Below are 17,039 nucleotides of genomic sequence, written 5' to 3'. Positions count from 1 at the left end.
CTGGCTCCCACTCCCGTGATTCAGCGCACGAACGTCATAAACGATCATTTTCTGCTGCAAGAGTGAACCCTGTATTGCTCATGCGTTCTTTGCGGGCTGTTCATCCCTTGAACCAGGATTCCCGGTCAAAGATCCACAATTCGCCTTCCCCGGGAGCACGTTCGTGGCAGCCCTTGCCCGCTGGTGTGTTCGGCACCGCCTTGTCGCCGTCCTGCTGTGGCTCCTCGCGCTCGGCGGGGTCACCGCGGCCGCCGCCGTCACCGGCTCGGCGTACTCGAACGACTACGAGGCCCACGGCACCGAGTCGGGTCGTGCGACCCAGTTGCTCAAGGAGGGGTTTCCGGATCTCGGCGGCGACAGCGACACCGTCGTCTGGCGCACCTCCCCCGGCTCCGTCCGCGCCGCCGCCGTCGAACAGACCATGACCGGCGCCCTGGACAGGATCGCCGACCTGCCCGGAGTCGCCTCCGTCGTCAGTCCGTACGACGGCCAGGGCACGGGACGGATCAGCGCCGACGGACGCACCGCCTACGCCACCGTCACCTTCGCGCACCAGGCCGAGGACATCGACAAGTCCGAGGCGCAGGCGGTCGTCCGGGTCGCCAAGGCCGCCCAGACCGACGGACTCCAGGTCGAGTTGGGCGGCAGCGCCATCGCGCTCACCGAGGCATCCAGCGGGCACACCGCCGAGATCGTCGGGGTCGCCGTGGCCGCCCTCGTGCTGTTCCTCGCGTTCGGGTCGCTCGCCGCCTCGCTGCTGCCCATCGGCACCGCCCTGGTGAGCGTCGGCACCGCGTACGGGGCGATCGTGCTGCTCGGGCACGCCATGACCGTCGCCGACTTCGCGCCCATGCTCGGCATGCTGATCGGGCTCGGCGTCGGCATCGACTACGCCCTGTTCATCGTGACCCGGCACCGGCGCGGGCTGAAACGCGGCCTGTCCGTCACCGAGGCGGTCACCAACGCGGTCGTCACCACCGGACGCGCGGTCGTCTTCGCGGGCGCCACGGTGTGCATCGCCCTCCTGGGGATGCTGATCCTGCGGCTCGGCTTCCTCAACGGGGTCGCCATCGCCGCCTCGTTGACCGTGGTGCTCACCGTCGCGGCCTCCGTGACGCTTCTCCCGGCCCTGCTGTCCTTCATCGGCCCCCGCGCCCTCAGCCGCCGCGAACGGCGCCGGCTGGCCGAGCACGGGCCCCAGCCGGAGCTCCCCACCGGCCTCGCCGCCCGCTGGTCCGCGTTCGTCGAGCGCCACCCGAAGTTGCTCGGCGCCGTCGCCCTGGTCGTGATGGCCGTCCTCGCGCTGCCCACCCTCGCCCTCCACCTGGGCACCTCCGACCAGGGCAACGACCCTCAGTCGTCGACCACGCGCCAGGCCTACGACCTCCTCGCGACCGGATTCGGCCCCGGCGTCAACGGCCCCCTCACCCTCGTCACGAAGATCGGCGGCGCCGAGGACAAGCTCACCCTCGACAACCTCGACGCCACACTCCGCACCACCGAGGGCGTCGCCTCCGTGACCCCGGTGACCTACGACGCCGGCGGCTCCACCGGGTACTTCAGCGTCGTACCGGACTCGGCACCGCAGTCGCAGCGGACCAGCGACCTGGTCGACCGGCTGCGCACCGAGGTGCTGCCCCGGGCCGAGACCGGCACCTCGCTCGACATCCACGTCGGCGGCGTCACGGCGAGCTACGACGACTTCGCCGACGTGATCGTCGGCAAGCTCCCGCTGTTCGTCGGGGTCGTCATCTCGCTCGGCTGCGTACTGCTCCTGCTCGCCTTCCGGTCGATCGGCATCCCGCTCAAGGCCGCCGCGATGAACGTCGCCGCCGTGGCCGCCGCCTTCGGGGTCGTCGTCGCGATCTTCCAGTGGGGCTGGGGGAGCGAGTTCCTCGGCCTGGGACGCGCCGGGCCCATAGAACCCTTCCTCCCCGTGATCATGGTGTCGGTCCTTTTCGGGCTCTCCATGGACTACCAGGTCTTCCTGGTGAGCCGGATGTACGAGGAATGGCTGGAAACCGGCGACAACCGCCGTGCCGTCCGCGTCGGCCTCGCCGAGACCAGCCGGGTGATCAACTCGGCCGCCGTCATCATGATCTCGGTCTTCCTCGCCTTCGTGCTCAGCGGGGACCGCGTGATCGCCATGTTCGGCATCGCCCTCGCGTCCGCCGTCGCCCTGGACGCGTTCGTCCTGCGCACTCTCCTGGTGCCGGCCCTGATGCACCTCCTGGGGGGCGCCAACTGGTGGCTGCCCCGGGGCCTCGACCGCGTCCTGCCCCGCATCAGCATCGAGCCCCCCGAGTGCCGCGCCGCCCATGAGAGGCTGGCCGCCGTGACGGACGCCGAGGTGGCGGACGTCCTGGCGAAGGAGCAGGAGCAGGATGTACGCGATATCCCTGGGTGACGACGGAGCCGAACTGCGCCCCCTGGAGCCGTGGTACGCCGAGGAGTTTCTCGCCCACCTGGACCGCGGCCGGGAGTTCATCGGCCAGTTCATCACCTTCGGCTCCAAGGCGACGGACGTCGACTCCGCGCGGGCCATGCTCCAGCGCTACGCCGACCTCCGCGCCGCCGACGAGGCCTCCCTGCACGGCATCTGGCTGGACGGCAAGCTCGTCGGCGGGGTCCTCTTCCTGAACTTCCACGCCGACCAGGGCAACTGCGAGGTCGGCTGCTGGCTGGAACCCGCCGCCGCCGGGCACGGGCTGATCACCCGCGCGATACGGATTCTCATCGACTTCGCGATCGAGCAGCGCGGCATCCACCGGGTCGAATGGCACGCCGCCGCGGGCAATGAGAAGAGCCTGAATGTTGCCCGCCGCATGGGCATGACCAGGGACGCGGTCCTGCGCGAGTCCCACCCCTACGGGGGCGTAAGACACGACATAGAGGTGTGGTCCGTGCTCGCCCCCGAGTGGCGCGAGGCACGCGCGCGTGCGCAACACAGCGATCTTTAAGGAACTTCTCAGACTTCACCCCTACCGTGCGCACCATGGGTACCAAGACTGTTGACGAGGCCGCGAACGAGGCCACCGAGGTGAAGAGCGACGCGGAGACCGTCGATGTCACCAAGACCGACGAGGAAGTGACCGAGCCGGAGACCGCGAACACCGAGGCCGAGGCCGCCGAGGACGAGGACGACCTCTCCGAGGAGGAGTACGCGGCCGAGCTCGCGAAGCTCCAGCTGGAGCACCCCGAGGAGGGCCCCTCCGGCGTCGGCCAGGGCGCGGCCGCGGTCGTCTCCGCCGCGCTCGGCTTCATCTCGCTCTCCGGCGGCTGGGTCGGCTCCGTCGCCGCCGCCCGCGAGACCCTCGTGGGCCAGCTCCACACCGCCTCCACCGCGAGCGTGGCCACCCAGATCAAGGAGGTCTACGGCGACGCCTGGCACACCACCGCGCTGTGGGCCGGCATCTTCGCCCTGGTCGGCGCGCTCGTCGGTGTCGCGGCCCTCATCCGGCCCGCGTTCGGCACCCCGGGCAGGCCGCAGGCCACCTGGATCAAGTCGGTCGCCTGGGCGGGCGTCGCGCTCGGTGTCGTAGGACTGCTCCTGGCCGTCCTCAAGTACACCGACGTCCTGCTCAGCCTGCCGTCGGCCACCTGACCGCCGGCTCGCGCCACCGCACGTGACCAGGGGTCTTAGGGCCTCCGTAAGCACCTTACGGAGGCCCTAAGACCCCTTACGCATGTCTAAGGCCCGCCCGGCCCCGCAAGATGCGGAACTCTCCCGATGTGGCGGACCCCCCTTGGAGACGAAGGTTGAGGCATCGCAACAAGCGAAGCCGAAGAACCGCCTCCACCAAGGGACTTGAGATGTACGAGTACGAACTCCACCAGATCCGATCCGCCGAACTGCGCCGGCAGGCCGCCAACGAGCGGCTGGCCCGCGAGGCCGTGCGCGGCGCCCGCGCCGCCCGCCGCGAGCAGGCCCGCCAGGCAGCCGAGGGGGAGGTGCATACCCAGCGCCCCCGCAGGCACCTGTTCGCCCGTGCGTCGTGACCGCCCGGGCCCGGGAGGACGGCCGTACGGCGCCCGCCCGGCAGGTTCGCGGGGCGCTCCTCCCCGCGGCCGCCCTCCCGAAAACCGGTGCCGCGTTGTCAGACCCGCGTGACATGCTCGCAGGCGTGGAGACCAGGTCCGTCAGTCCGGTCTTCGTCGGCCGTACCGACGAACTGGACACGCTGAACGATGCGCTCGCCCGCGCCGCCGCGGGCGAGCCGCAGGCGTTGCTGCTGGGCGGCGAGGCGGGCGTCGGCAAGACCAGGCTCGTCGAGGAGTTCGCCACCGCCGCCTGCCGCCGGGGTGCCGTCGTTGCGCTCGGCGGCTGTGTCGAGATCGGCGCGGACGGACTGCCCTTCGCCCCGTTCTCCACCGCCCTGCGCGCGCTGCGCCGTGAGCTGCCCGACGAGCTGTCCGCCGCGGCCGCCGGCCAGGAGGAGGAACTCGCCCGGCTGCTCCCGGAGTTGGCGGAGACGGCCACTCTCCAGCGGGCCGGCCGGCACGACGAAGAGGGCATGGCCCGCCTCTTCGAGCTCACCGCGCGCCTCCTGGAGCGCGTCGCCGCCGAGCGCACGGTCGTCGTCGCCCTGGAGGACCTGCACTGGGCCGACGCCTCCACCCGCCACCTCCTCGCCTACCTCTTCCGCACGCTGCGCACCGGCCGCCTCGTCGTCCTCGCCACCTACCGCGCCGACGACATCCACCGCCGCCACCCGCTGCGCCCCCTGCTCGCCGAACTCGACCGGCTCCGCACGGTCCGCCGGATCGAACTGGGCCGCTTCAACCGGCAGGAGGTAGGCCGCCAGATCGCCGGCATCCACGCCGCCGAACCCGACCCCGCCCAGGTCGACGAGATCTTCGAACGCTCCGACGGCAACGCCTTCTTCGTCGAGGAACTCGCCGTCGCCGCCCACGACGGCTGCCGCAGCAACCTCACCGACTCCCTGCGCGACCTGCTCCTCGTCCGCGTCGAGTCGCTGCCCGAGAGCGCCCAGCGGGTCGCCCGGATCGTCGCCGAGGGCGGTTCCACCGTCGAGTACCGGCTGCTCGCCGCCGTTGCCCGGCTCGCCGAGGACGACCTCATCGAGGCGCTGCGGGCCGCCGTCGGCGCCAACATCCTCCAGGCCGCGCCCGGTGACGACGGCTACCGCTTCCGCCACTCCCTGGTCCGCGAGGCCGTCGGCGACGACCTGCTGCCCGGCGAGCGCTCCCGCATCAACCGCCGCTACGCCGAGGTCCTGGAGGCCGACCCGACGCTCGTCCCGGCCGACCAGCGCGTCATGCGGCTGGCGAGCTACTGGTACCACGCCCATGACGCCGCCAAGGCCCTCCCCGCCGTCCTGGACGCCTCCGTAGCGGCCCGCGGCCGGCACGCCCACTCCGAGCAACTGCGGCTCCTGGAGCGGGCGATGGAGCTGTGGGACACCGTCCCCGACGCCGTCCGCGCGGGACTTCGCCCCGTGGACTACACCGAGGTGTACCCGCCCTGCGGCTGCGACCCGGAGACCGCGCCCCTGCGCTACCTCGACCTGATGGCGGAGGCCGCCGTCGCCGGGCGGCTGAGCGGGGAGCGCGAGCGCGCCCTGAAGATCACCAAGCGGGCCCTGCACCTCCTGGAGGACGAGGGGGATCCGCTGCGCGCCGCCTGGTTCTGGGTGCAGCGCTCCGTCCTCGTCCGGTCCCAGGCCCGCGGTGACGGCTGGCCGGAACTCGCCGCCGCGCAGGAACTGGTCCGCGGACTGCCGCCCTCCGAAGTGCACGCGGAGGTCCTCGCCAAGGTCGCCGGCTGGTCCATGGTCCATGTCCCGGGACCCGACGCCTACGTGGCCGCCGAGCGCGCGGTCGAGTACGCGCGGATGGTGGGCGCCCGCGAGATCGAGATGGACGCCCGCCTCACCCTGGCCGGCCTCATGGTCGCCTCCGGAGACGTCGAGGGAGGCCTCGCCGAACTGGTCGAGGTGAACGAACGCACGGTCGCCGAGGGCATCTCCATCGTCGCCGGCCGCAGCTACGTCAACCTTCCCTCCTCCCTCCAGACCGTCGGCCGCTCCCGCGAGGCCGTGTCCATCCTGGAGACGGGGCTCGTCTTCGCCAAGAAGTTCGGCCAGTTCGACAAAGAGGCCTGGATCTGGGGAAACCTCGCCGAATCCCTGTTCTCCCTGGGCCGTTGGGACGAGGCCGCCGACGCGGCGGCCAAGTCGGAGCGCATGGGCCAGAGCGCCCCGCCGCGCGGCTTCCGCGCCCGGCTCCGCGCCGAACTCGCGCTCGCCCGCGGCGACCTGCCCGAGGCCCGCCGTCAACTGGCCGCCGCCCGCGAGCACTTCGGCACCCATGACGTCGCCCCCCAGCACCATCTGCCCCTGGAGCGGATCGAACTCCAGGTCGCCACCGCCGAAGGCCGCCTCCTCGACGCCCGCGCCACCCTCGAACTCGTCCTGGACGCCGGCTTCCGCCCCGGCACGTACTTCGAGGTCTGGCCCCTGCTGGTCACCGCGGCCACCGCCGAGACCCAGGCCGTCGGCCTGCCCGTCGCCGACCCCGGCCGCCCCAAGATCCTCGAACGCATCCGGGAGGCCGCGAAGCCGGTGCCCGCCAACGTCCCCGTCTGGCAGGCCCACGAACGCTGGCTCCGCGCCGAACTCCTGCACGCCGAGGGCCGCTCCACCCCGGACCACTGGTCCGAGGCGGTCGCCGCCTTCGAATGCCTCGAGCGCCCCTACGACCTCGCCCGCGTCCGGCAGCGCCTCGCCGAGGCGCTGCTGTCCGACCCCGACGGGGGTGACGACGAGCGGGATCGCGCCACGGAACTGCTCCGCCTGTCCGCCGCCGTGGCCGACCACCTCGGCGCCCGCCCGCTCGCCGACTCCGTCGCGCTGCTCGCCCAGCGGGCGCGGCTGACGCTCACGAAGGTCCCGGAGCGGCGAGGGGTCTCCTCCGACCCCGCCGACCCCGTCGAGGCGCTCGGCCTCACCAGCCGTGAGCGGGACGTCCTGCGGCTGGTCTCCGCCGGCCGCACCAACCGGCAGATCGCCGAGGAACTCTTCATCTCGCCGAAGACCGCGAGCGTCCACGTCTCGAACATCCTCGGCAAGCTCGGCGTCTCGGGCCGGGGAGAGGCCGCCGCGGTCGCCCACCGCCTCGAACTGTTCCCGCCCGACCCGCTCACCGCGCGCTCCGCGCGATGAGTCGTACGCTGTAGGGGACCGGCACAGGGGAGGCGCCGTGTTCAACATGTTCGAGGAGTTGTTCTCACCGGGCCGCAAACACACCCAGGACGAGGCCAACCGGCTTGAGCTGACCAGGGTCGACGTCGCGGACGGGGATCCTGGGCGCGGGCCGATAGACCTGGAGTCCGGGAAAGTGGTCGTACGCCTGCCAGAGGCAGAGGCAGAGGCAGAGGCAGAGGCCGGCGCCGATTCCGATCCCGAGTCCGATGCTGGCCCCGGGTCCGAGTCCGACCCTGATTCTGAGCTGGACGCCGACGCCGACGCCGGTCCCGAGTCCGCTCCGTCGTCTGGAGCGGCTACGTCACCTGAATCTCCAGAATCCGGTCGTCCCCCGACTTAGGCGTGCCCCTGCCGTCCGTGTTGCTGGTGATGAGCCACAGCTTGTTGCCGCCGGCCGAGGCGACCGTGCGTAGGCGGCCGTACTCGCCGGTGAGGAAGGCCTGGGGGGCGGCGGATGTCTTGACGCCGTTCAGCGGGATGCGCCACAGGCGTTGGCCCTTGAGGCCGGCCATCCATATCGAGCCCTCGGCGTAGGCGATGCCGCTGGGGGAGGCGTCGTCGGTGTGCCACTGGGTGATCGGGTTGTGGTACTTGGGGTTGTCGCCCTTGCCTTCCGCGTTCGGCCAGCCGTAGTCGTCGCCCGGAGTGATCGCGTTCAGCTCGTCCCAGGTGTCCTGGCCGAACTCCGAGGCGAACAGGCGTTGCTTGGAGTCCCAGGCGAGGCCCTGCACATTGCGGTGGCCGTAGGTGTACACCGGCGAGTCCGGGAACGGGTTGCCCGGCGCCGGGTCGCCCTCCGGGGTGAGCCGCAGGATCTTGCCGCCGAGGGACTTCCTGTCCTGGGCGAGGCCCCGCTGACCGCTCTCGCCGGTGCCCGCGTACAGCATGCCGTCCGGGCCGAAGGCGATGCGCCCGCCGTTGTGGATGTAGCCCTTGGGGATGCCCTTGAAGATGGTGTCGGGCGCGCCCAGCTGCTCACCGGCCGGCTTCTTCTCGTCGTACAGCATGCGGGCGATGCGGTTGTCCGAAGCCGTGGTGAAGTACGCGTAGATCATGTGGTCCGAGGCGTAGTCCGGGGAGAGCGCGATGCCGAGGAGGCCGCCCTCGCCGGCCGCGGAGACCCCGGACACCTTGCCCAGCTCGGTCTTCTTCCCGGTCTTCTCGTCGATCCGGGTGATCGTGCCGTCGTCGCGGGAGGACACGAGCAGGTTCCCGTCGGGCAGCGGGGCGAGACCCCAGGGCGTCTTCAGGCCCTCGGTGACCGTACGCAGCACCTTCACGGTGCCCTTGGCGGGCGGGGTCTGCTCGGCGGCCTGCGCGGAGGGCGGGGCCCCCGTACCCGTACCGCCGGACGACGAACCGGAGGACGCACTCGTGCCGTCGCCCGGGGATCCTCCCCCGTCGGAGGAACAGCCGGCCGTCAGCAGGAGCGCGGTCACGGCCAGGGCGGCCGGCACGACTCGACGTCGCACGATCAGGTCCTTTCGACGGGCGGGTTCTACTTTTCATACACCGCTCGCGCCGCCCGGGTTCCCGATCACCGCGCACCGACGCACGATCGAGCCGTCGGGGCGGGAAAGCGAGGCGGCGCTCATCCCCGAGCCCCCAGCCCGTACACCCTCAGTCCCGAGCCCCTGAGCCCCCTGAGCCCCCAGCACCCTCGGCGACTTCACACCCTCAATCCCAAGACCCCAACGCCCCCGGCAACTCCGCCACCTCCGCAAGATCCTCCCCCGTCAACCGCAACCCCGCCGCCCCCGCGTTCTCCACCACCCACCGCTCCCGCTTCGTCCCCGGCACCGCCACCACATGCACCCCCTGCGCCAGCACCCACGCCAGGGCGACCTGGGCCGGGGTCACCTCCGGACCGTGGCGGCGGGCGACGCGGCGCAGGCCGGCGATGATCGGCTGGTTCGCTGCGGTCATCTCGGCGGTGAAGCGGGGGTGGCGGGCGCGGACGTCGTCCGGTTCGAAGCCCTCGCCCGGGGTGAGGGTGCCGGTGAGGAAGCCGTTGCCCAGGGGCATCGCCGCGAGGAAGCCGACGCCTCGGGCCGTGCACCACGGCAGCAGCGATTCCAGGGCCTCCGACGACCACACCGACAGCTCCGCCTGCACCGCCGTCACCGGGAACACCTGCTGTACACGCTGGAGTTGGCGGATCGTTCCGTCATGGAGGCGGGCCCCGGGTCGGCGGGCGGAGCGGGCGCCTACCGCGCACATGCCCAACGCCCGTACTTTTCCGGCCTGTACGAGGTCCGCCATCGCACCCCACGTCTCCTCGACGGGGACCTCGGGGTCGGCGCGGTGGAGTTGGTAGAGGTCGATCACATCCGTCTGGAGGCGGCGCAGTGACGCGTCGCACGCGCGTCTCACATAGCCGGGGCGGCCGTTGGCCACGATGTGCTGCTCGCCGACCAGCAGGCCGACCTTGGTCGACACGAACGCGTCCGCACGGCGCTCCTTCAACACCCGCCCCAGCAACAGCTCGTTGGTGAACGGGCCGTACATGTCGGCGGTGTCCAGCAGGGTCATCCCCAGATCGAGCGCCCGGTGCACGGCCCTGACCGACTCGTCGCCCCGCCGCCGCGACCCGCTGTAGGCCCAGTGCATCGGCATGCAGCCGAGTCCGACGGCCCCCATCGCGAGCGCCCCCGCGCCGATCGTCCTGCGCTCCACCTGCTCGTGACCCTCTCTCTTCCGGCCCACCAACCTAGCCGCTACGCGCGCGTGGCCCTGACATAGCCTCCTGACCATGACCAATGACGTATGGCTGCCCATCCCCCCGGAGGAGATCGAAGGGCTCCCCGAGGGCCCCAACTACCTGTTCTGGGACGGGGGTGAGGACGGCGATCAGGCGTTCCCCGGTGATCCAGCTGACTGCGTTCTATACGTAGTGCCGTACATGAAGCGTCACCCTGTGAAGACACGGCCCTTGGAGCAGATGCGGAATCTGCAGGTCATCCAGACCCTCACCGCCGGCATCGACGACATGACCGCGAGCCTCTCGTCCATCGTCCCGGGGGTGCGGCTCTGCAACGCGCGCGGAGTGCACGAGGCGAGCACCGCCGAGCTCGCGCTGGCCCTGACGCTCGCCTCGTTGCGCGGTATCCCGGGGTTCGTGCGGGCGCAGCAACAGGAGCACTGGCAGGGGGACTTCCACCCGGCGCTCGCCGACCGGTCCGTCCTCATCGTCGGCTACGGGGCGATCGGGTCCGCCATCGAGGACCGGCTCACTCCCTTCGAGCTCGCGCGGGTGGCGCGGGTGGCGCGCTCCGCGCGTGCCACCGCGCGCGGGCCGGTGCATCCACTCGCCGAACTGCCCGCCCTGCTCCCGGACATGGACGTCGTCATCCTGTCCACGCCGCTCGACGAGACCACCCGCCACCTCGTCGACGCCGAGTTCCTGGCGCGGATGAAGGACGGGGCGCTGCTGGTCAACGTGGCCCGTGGTCCGGTGGTCGACACCAAGGCGCTGCTCGCGGAGCTCGAAACCGGCCGTATCACCGCCGCGTTGGACGTCACCGACCCCGAACCCCTGCCCCAGGGACACCCGTTGTGGCACGCGCCCGGCGTGCTCATCAGTCCCCATGTCGGCGGGCCCACCTCGGCGTTCCTGCCGCGTGCGAAGCGTCTGGTCGCCGACCAGTTGGGACGATTCGTGAACCGGGAGCCCTTGCGCAACGTGATCCTTACGACAGGTGATACAGGGAAGCCGGAGAACTAGCCGCAACAGGCGGGTAGTCCGCTTCCAGCACCCTCCGCAACCTTTCGGAAGCGGGGTGTGCACGCATCTCCGCTGGTCGTTACGGAGCGTAGAGGAACTATGTCCCTGAGTGACGAGACTGGTGTATCGTCCCGGCAGGGGCTGCGCCGCGCACCGTTCGGCGCCGGGGATGGACATTTCAGACTGTGAGGGGGGCGACGGGCGATGCACGGCCTATGGACGAGCGATCCGACGCGGCGGGGCCGCCGACGGCGACCCTGGCGCACCGCCGCGCGCGGCCGCGGCCATCACGCCAACCACTGCGCCCACGGCGGACATGGCGGCCGCGGCGGACATCACAGCAGCCACAGCCATCACCACCGCAGGCCCAACAGCCGCCGCAGGCACGCTCATCCAGCGCACCGGGGCCCGCGGGACCCGGGAGCGACGCGGAGCGGGAGGGCCCGGTGAGTTCGCCACCGTCTCCGACGACCACCCTCAACGGGGCGCTCCGGGACCGGACTTCACCCGGGGCGCGGCAGCCACGACCGCCGGCGACCGGCGGCACGTGGAGCCTGGTCCAGCAACTCGTCCTGGCCCTGGTCTGCGCGGGATACGCCGTCGGTTCCGCGCTCGACTGGGGGTCCGCCCAACTCGCCCTGATCATGGGCGACTTCGGGCTCAGCGCGGCAGCCGGTACCGCCGCCGTCTCCTGCTTCCTCTACGCGCGAAGCCGCCGTATCCGCTTTCGACCCGCCTGGCTGCTGTTCTCGCTCTCCTCGGCGATGGCGGCACTGGGCAACGGAGTCTGGGGGTGGTACGAGGTCGTCCTGGAGCGCCCCGTGCCCAGCCCCAGTTTCGCCGATCTGTTCTTCCTGTGCTTCGCACCGCCCGCCATCGTCGGGCTCCTGGTCCTCGCCAAAAGGCCTGTCACGAAGGCCGGTTGGGTCTGTCTGGCGCTGGACGCCTGGCTGATCGGGGGCTCGCTGCTCACGCTGTCCTGGAGCCTCGCGCTGGCCCAGGCCGCCAAGTTCGACGGGCCGAGCGTGGCCCACACCGCGCTGTCACTGGCGTACCCGCTGCTCGACATCGCGCTCGTCAGCATGGTGCTCGCGCTGCACTTCCGGCGCTCCTCGGTCAACCGCACCGCGGTGAACACCGCGATCGGCGCGCTGGCCCTGACGGTGATGTGCGACGCCCTGTTCACCTCGCCGCTGCTCCACAACAACTACCACTCGGGCCAGTTGCTCGACGCGGGCTGGTTCGCCGGCTCCCTGCTCCTCGCCTACGCCCCCTGGGCCACGCCCCGGCACACCCACCCCGAGGACGACGGGCACACGCGCGTGGTGCACGAGCACCGGCCCGGACAGCGCACCGGCGCCCCGCCGCAGGCCTCCGCGCCCGGCGTCGACCACGGGCGGTATCCGGCCACCCGGCCCATCGCCGGTTCGCTGGCCGCGCTCACCCCGTATCTCGCCGCCGCCGTCTGCACGTTGGGGGTTCTCTACAACGTGCTCAACGGCCGCAGCCCCGACCGCGTGGTGCTCATCACCGCGGGCTGCGTGGTCCTCGCCCTCGTGGTGCGCCAGGGCATCATGCTGCTCGACAACATCACCCTCACCCAGGAGTTGGCCCAGAAGGAGAACCACTTCCGCTCCCTGGTCCAGGGCTCCAGCGACGTCATCATGATCGCCGCCCCGAACGGCATCCTCCGCTACGTCTCCCCGGCCGCCGCCGGTGTCTACGGCAAGGCCGCCGAGGAACTGGTCGGGACCGAACTGGCCTCGCTGATCCACCCGGAGGACCTCGGCTGTGTGGTGCACGAGGTGCGCCGCTTCCTCACCGCCAGCCCCTTCGAGGAGTCCACCACCCGCATCGAGTGCCGCTTCCGTTCCGGCGACGACGGCTGGCTGAACGTCGAGTCCACCGTCAACCGCCACCACGGCGGCCTGATCTTCAACAGCCGGGACGTGACCGAACGGGTGCGCCTCCAGGCGCAGTTGCAGCACAACGCCGAGCACGACCCGCTCACCGACCTGCCCAACCGCGCCCTGTTCACCAAGCGCGTCCAGCAGGCCCTGTCCGGCCGCCGCTCCACCGACCGCGGCACGGCCGTCCTCTTCATCGACCTCGACGGCTTCAAGGCCGTCAACGACACCATCGGCCACCAGGCGGGCGACGAACTCCTCATCCAGGCCGCCCGCAGGCTCGACGGCGCGGTCCGGCACGGCGACACCGCCTCCCGGCTCGGCGGCGACGAGTTCGCGGCCCTGATCGTCGGCGACGGCACCCGGGACCGTACCGCCCGCGAGCGGCACATCATGGAGCTCGCCGACCGCCTGAGAATCACCCTGTCCCAGCCGTACCTCATCGACGGCAACGATGTCCGCGTCGCCGCCTCCATCGGCGTCGCCTTCGCCGAACCTGGCCTCGGCGCCGGGGAGTTGCTGCGCAACGCCGACCTCGCGATGTACCGCGCCAAGGGGGCGGGCAAGGGCCGCGTCGAGCTGTACGCACCGCAGATGCAGCAGGACGTCGTACGGAAGGCGGAGCTGGCCACGCGGCTGCGGGCGGCGCTGCACGACGGCGAGTTCGCGCTGCTGCACCAGCCCGTGGTGTCCCTGGTGGACGGCCGGATCGCGTCGGTCTCCACCCAGGCGCGCTGGCGGTCCTCGCAAGGAGTGCTGTTCACGCCTGCCGAGTTCCTGCGGGTGGCCGAGGACAGCGACAAGACCGCCGAGCTGGGGCGCTGGATGCTGGAGGAGGCGGTGGAACAGGCCGCCGAGCGGACGGCGACCGGGCTCGCCGTGTCCGTCGCCGTACGGATAAGTGCCCGGCGGCTGCTGGACAAGTCGATGCCGCTCGGCTCGATCGAGGCCCTGCTGACCCGGCACGGGCTGCCGTCCGGATCGCTGGTGATCGAGCTGTCCGACACCGACCCGCGGGTCTCCCTGGACGAGCTGGAGCGCCGGCTGACCGCGCTGCGGCGGCTCGGTGTCCGGATCGCCCTCGACGGGTTCGGGAGCGGCTACGCGGCCATCACGGCGCTCCGGCGGCTCCCCGTCGACGTACTGAAACTGGACCGCAGTCTGGTCGAGGGCGTCGTCGAGTCCGCGCGGCTGCACAAGATCACCAGCGGGCTGCTGCGGATCGCCTGTGATCTCGGACTGCAGTCGGTCGCCGACGGAGTCGATCTGCCGGAGCAGGTGGTCGCCCTGCGCGCGATGGGCTGTACGCACGGGCAGGGCATGGCCTTCTCCGCGCCGCTGGACGAGTACCGGCTGCGCCGGGCCCTGTCGCGCGGCCATTATCCGGTGCCGCACGGCCCGGCCGAGCCCGCGTTCGCGGGGGGCGCGCTGGGGGTGTACACCAGTGGTGTGCCCGCGGTTTTCGGGGGTGGAACGGCCCTCCGTTCACATAATGAGACTCCCGTCCCACCCACTTGACAGTGGATGCGTGCCGGGGGGAGGGTCAATGCCATGCGCACCCGAATTCTCGTACTTGGAAAGCGCGTCGGCTGAAGCTGGTGACGTCCGGACGGACCCGGAACTCCCAGCGACCGCACCCGGCGCGCTCCCCTCGCTTGCCTCACGGCACGAGGGGTTTTTTGTTGCACAGGATCCAGTCGTGCAGCAGTAGAACCCCGCACAAACCTCGCAAAAACCCTCAGCATCGAGAAGAGAATGACGATGACCGAGCAGGCCACCGGGGCCCATCCGCAGCCGCGGCCCCGATCCGGAGGACAGCAGTCCGCCCCCGAGCACGTCACGGGCGCGCAGTCTCTCATCCGCTCTCTTGAGGAAGTCGGGGCCGACACGGTATTCGGCATCCCCGGGGGTACCATCCTGCCGGCGTACGACCCGCTGATGGACTCCACGCGAGTGCGCCACGTGCTGGTCCGCCACGAGCAGGGCGCGGGTCACGCGGCCACCGGTTACGCGCAGGCCACCGGCAAGGTCGGGGTGTGCATGGCGACATCCGGGCCGGGCGCCACCAACCTGGTCACCCCCATCGCGGACGCGAACATGGACTCCGTGCCGCTGGTCGCGATCACCGGGCAGGTCGTGTCCGCCGCGATCGGCACGGACGCCTTCCAGGAGGCGGACATCGTCGGCATCACCATGCCGATCACCAAGCACAGCTTCCTGGTCACCAAGGCGGAGGACATCCCCCGGGCGATCGCGCAGGCGTTCCACATCGCCTCCACCGGCCGCCCCGGCCCGGTCCTGGTCGACATCCCCAAGGACATCCTCCAGGCCAAGACCACCTTCTCCTGGCCGCCGGTCATGGACCTGCCCGGCTACCGCCCGGTGACCAAGCCGCACGCCAAGCAGATCCGCGAGGCCGCGAAGCTGATCACCGCCGCGAAGCGGCCCGTCCTCTACGTCGGCGGCGGTGTCCTCAAGGCACACGCCACCGCCGAGCTGAAGGTCCTCGCAGAACTCACCGGAGCGCCCGTCACCACCACCCTGATGGCGCTCGGCGCATTCCCCGACAGTCACGAGCTGCACGTGGGAATGCCGGGCATGCACGGTGCGGTCACCGCCGTCACCGCGCTGCAGAAGGCCGACCTGATCGTCGCCCTCGGAGCCCGCTTCGACGACCGCGTCACCGGCAAGCTGGACAGCTTCGCGCCGTACGCGAAGATCGTCCACGCCGACATCGACCCGGCGGAGATCGGCAAGAACCGCGCCGCCGACGTGCCGATCGTCGGGGACGCCCGCGAGGTCATCGCCGACCTCGTGCAGGCCGTCCAGAAGGAGCACAGCGAGGGTCACACCGGCGACTACAGCGCCTGGTGGAACGACCTCAACCGCTGGCGCGAGACATACCCGCTCGGCTACGAGCAGCCCGACAACGGCTCGCTCTCCCCGCAGCAGGTCATCGAGCGCATCGGCCAACTCGCCCCGGAGAACACCATCTTCGCGGCGGGCGTCGGCCAGCACCAGATGTGGGCCGCGCACTACATCCAGTACGAGAAGCCCGCGACCTGGCTCAACTCCGGCGGCGCCGGGACCATGGGCTACGCGGTCCCGGCCGCGATGGGTGCCAAGGCCGGAGCCCCGGACCAGACGGTCTGGGCGATCGACGGCGACGGCTGCTTCCAGATGACCAACCAGGAACTCACCACCTGCGCCCTGAACAACATCCCGATCAAGGTCGCCATCATCAACAACGGCGCCCTCGGCATGGTCCGCCAGTGGCAGACCCTGTTCTACAACCAGCGCTACTCCAACACCGTGCTGCACAGCGGCCCGGAGGCGGACGGCAAGCAGCCGAGCGCCGGCACGCGCATCCCCGACTTCGTCAAGTTGTCGGAGGCGATGGGGTGTTACGCGATCCGCTGCGAGTCCCCCGACGACCTGGACAAGGTCATCGAGGAGGCGAACTCGATCAACGACCGCCCCGTCGTGGTCGACTTCATCGTCCACGAGGACGCCATGGTGTGGCCGATGGTCGCCGCCGGCACCTCGAACGACGAGGTCATGTTCGCCCGGGACGTCCGCCCCGACTTCGGCGACAACGAAGACGACTGAGCGAGAGAGACGAAAGAGAAATGTCCAAGCACACGCTCTCCGTCCTGGTGGAGAACAAGCCAGGTGTCCTCGCCCGGATCACCGCCCTGTTCTCCCGGCGCGGCTTCAACATCGACTCCCTCGCGGTCGGCGTCACCGAACACCCCGACATCTCCCGCATCACGATCGTGGTGAACGTGATCGAGGCACTCCCGCTCGAACAGGTCACCAAGCAGCTCAACAAGCTCGTCAACGTGCTGAAGATCGTCGAGCTGGAGGCCGGATCGGCCGTTCAGCGCGAACTCGTTCTGGTGAAGGTGCGCGCCGACAACGAGACGCGCTCCCAGATCGTCGAGATCGTCCAGCTCTTCCGCGCCAAGACGGTCGACGTCTCCCCGGAGGCCGTCACCATCGAGGCCACGGGCAGCAGCGACAAGCTGTCCGCGATGCTCAAGATGCTGGAGCCGTACGGCATCAAGGAGCTGGTCCAGTCCGGCACGATCGCGATCGGCCGCGGCGCCCGCTCCATCACCGACCGCTCGCTGCGCGCGCTCGACCGCTCCGCGTAGAGCCGGGTGCGGGCGGCCCCGGTCG

General features: G+C 70.9%; 12 protein-coding genes. 10 read left to right on the top strand and 2 right to left on the bottom strand.

Translation table 11 applies throughout. The annotated features are described in order from the left end of the window. The first annotated feature begins 163 nt into the window (after positions 1-163). The 6 genes from OO69_RS23730 (at position 164) to OO69_RS53070 (ending at position 7,566) form a co-directional block, all read left to right on the top strand. On the top strand, positions 164-2,407 hold the full coding sequence (locus OO69_RS23730) for an MMPL family transporter (RefSeq protein WP_033282742.1): 2,244 nt from the start codon (positions 164-166) through the stop codon (positions 2,405-2,407). Then, complete coding sequence (locus tag OO69_RS23725) at positions 2,385-2,960, top strand: GNAT family N-acetyltransferase (RefSeq protein WP_033282741.1); 576 nt, start codon at positions 2,385-2,387, stop codon at positions 2,958-2,960. Before OO69_RS23730 ends, OO69_RS23725 begins: the two co-directional genes overlap by 23 nt. Positions 2,961-2,995: 35 nt before the next feature. Continuing rightward, positions 2,996-3,604 carry a hypothetical protein gene (locus OO69_RS23720; RefSeq protein ID WP_033282740.1) on the top strand — a complete coding sequence of 203 codons (609 nt, stop codon included), beginning with the start codon at positions 2,996-2,998 and terminating at the stop codon, positions 3,602-3,604. Positions 3,605-3,813: 209 nt separating this feature from the next. Beyond that, positions 3,814-3,999: a hypothetical protein gene (locus tag OO69_RS23715; RefSeq protein ID WP_033282739.1), complete on the top strand. Its 186-nt coding sequence runs from the start codon at positions 3,814-3,816 to the stop codon at positions 3,997-3,999. A gap of 113 nt (positions 4,000-4,112) precedes the next feature. After that, positions 4,113-7,184, top strand: coding sequence for a helix-turn-helix transcriptional regulator (locus OO69_RS23710; protein WP_033282738.1), 3,072 nt, complete (start codon positions 4,113-4,115; stop codon positions 7,182-7,184). Between the two features lie 37 nt (positions 7,185-7,221). Then, a complete protein-coding gene (locus tag OO69_RS53070) occupies positions 7,222-7,566 on the top strand; it encodes a DUF6191 domain-containing protein (protein WP_106971099.1) in 345 nt (114 codons plus the stop codon). On the opposite strand, the gene OO69_RS23705 is transcribed toward OO69_RS53070, so the two are convergent. Together OO69_RS23705 and OO69_RS23700 are read right to left on the bottom strand one after the other, a co-directional pair. Continuing rightward, entirely contained in the window at positions 7,523-8,683 is a 1,161-nt protein-coding gene (locus OO69_RS23705) for a PQQ-dependent sugar dehydrogenase (RefSeq protein WP_033282737.1), read from the bottom strand. The genes OO69_RS53070 and OO69_RS23705 overlap by 44 nt on opposite strands. A 220-nt stretch (positions 8,684-8,903) precedes the next feature. Next, positions 8,904-9,902: an aldo/keto reductase gene (locus tag OO69_RS23700; RefSeq protein ID WP_033282736.1), complete on the bottom strand. Its 999-nt coding sequence runs from the start codon at positions 9,900-9,902 to the stop codon at positions 8,904-8,906. A 76-nt stretch (positions 9,903-9,978) separates the two neighbouring features. On the opposite strand from OO69_RS23700, the gene OO69_RS23695 reads away from it, so the two are divergent. The 4 genes from OO69_RS23695 to ilvN all read left to right on the top strand — a co-directional run bounded on the left by OO69_RS23695 (position 9,979) and on the right by ilvN (position 17,014). Beyond that, positions 9,979-10,950: a 2-hydroxyacid dehydrogenase gene (locus tag OO69_RS23695; protein ID WP_033282735.1), complete on the top strand. Its 972-nt coding sequence runs from the start codon at positions 9,979-9,981 to the stop codon at positions 10,948-10,950. 446 nt (positions 10,951-11,396) lie between these two features. Beyond that, on the top strand, positions 11,397-14,375 hold the full coding sequence (locus OO69_RS23690; RefSeq protein ID WP_033282734.1) for a putative bifunctional diguanylate cyclase/phosphodiesterase: 2,979 nt from the start codon (positions 11,397-11,399) through the stop codon (positions 14,373-14,375). A gap of 243 nt (positions 14,376-14,618) precedes the next feature. Then, a complete protein-coding gene (locus OO69_RS23685; protein ID WP_106971103.1) occupies positions 14,619-16,466 on the top strand; it encodes an acetolactate synthase large subunit in 1,848 nt (615 codons plus the stop codon). 20 nt (positions 16,467-16,486) lie between these two features. Continuing rightward, positions 16,487-17,014 carry an acetolactate synthase small subunit gene (ilvN, locus tag OO69_RS23680; RefSeq protein WP_033282732.1) on the top strand — a complete coding sequence of 176 codons (528 nt, stop codon included), beginning with the start codon at positions 16,487-16,489 and terminating at the stop codon, positions 17,012-17,014. Positions 17,015-17,039: the final 25 nt, after the last annotated feature.

The sequence above is a fragment of the Streptomyces sp. NRRL F-525 genome, from assembly GCF_000716605.1.
Classification (GTDB): domain Bacteria; phylum Actinomycetota; class Actinomycetes; order Streptomycetales; family Streptomycetaceae; genus Streptomyces.
The sequence above is the reverse complement of the archived record's forward strand: the minus strand, read 5'-3'. Positions and strand labels throughout refer to the sequence as shown.

Bases quoted from the DNA above. Each gene is read 5' to 3' on its own strand.
- ilvN (WP_033282732.1), top strand. From the start codon at position 16,487: ATGTCCAAGCACACGCTCTCCGTCCTGGTGGAGAACAAGCCAGGTGTC.
- OO69_RS23725 (WP_033282741.1), top strand. From the start codon at position 2,385: ATGTACGCGATATCCCTGGGTGACGACGGAGCCGAACTGCGCCCCCTG.
- OO69_RS23720 (WP_033282740.1), top strand. From the start codon at position 2,996: ATGGGTACCAAGACTGTTGACGAGGCCGCGAACGAGGCCACCGAGGTG.
- OO69_RS23685 (WP_106971103.1), top strand. From the start codon at position 14,619: ATGACCGAGCAGGCCACCGGGGCCCATCCGCAGCCGCGGCCCCGATCC.
- OO69_RS23710 (WP_033282738.1), top strand. From the start codon at position 4,113: ATGCTCGCAGGCGTGGAGACCAGGTCCGTCAGTCCGGTCTTCGTCGGC.
- OO69_RS23695 (WP_033282735.1), top strand. From the start codon at position 9,979: ATGACCAATGACGTATGGCTGCCCATCCCCCCGGAGGAGATCGAAGGG.
- OO69_RS23715 (WP_033282739.1), top strand. From the start codon at position 3,814: ATGTACGAGTACGAACTCCACCAGATCCGATCCGCCGAACTGCGCCGG.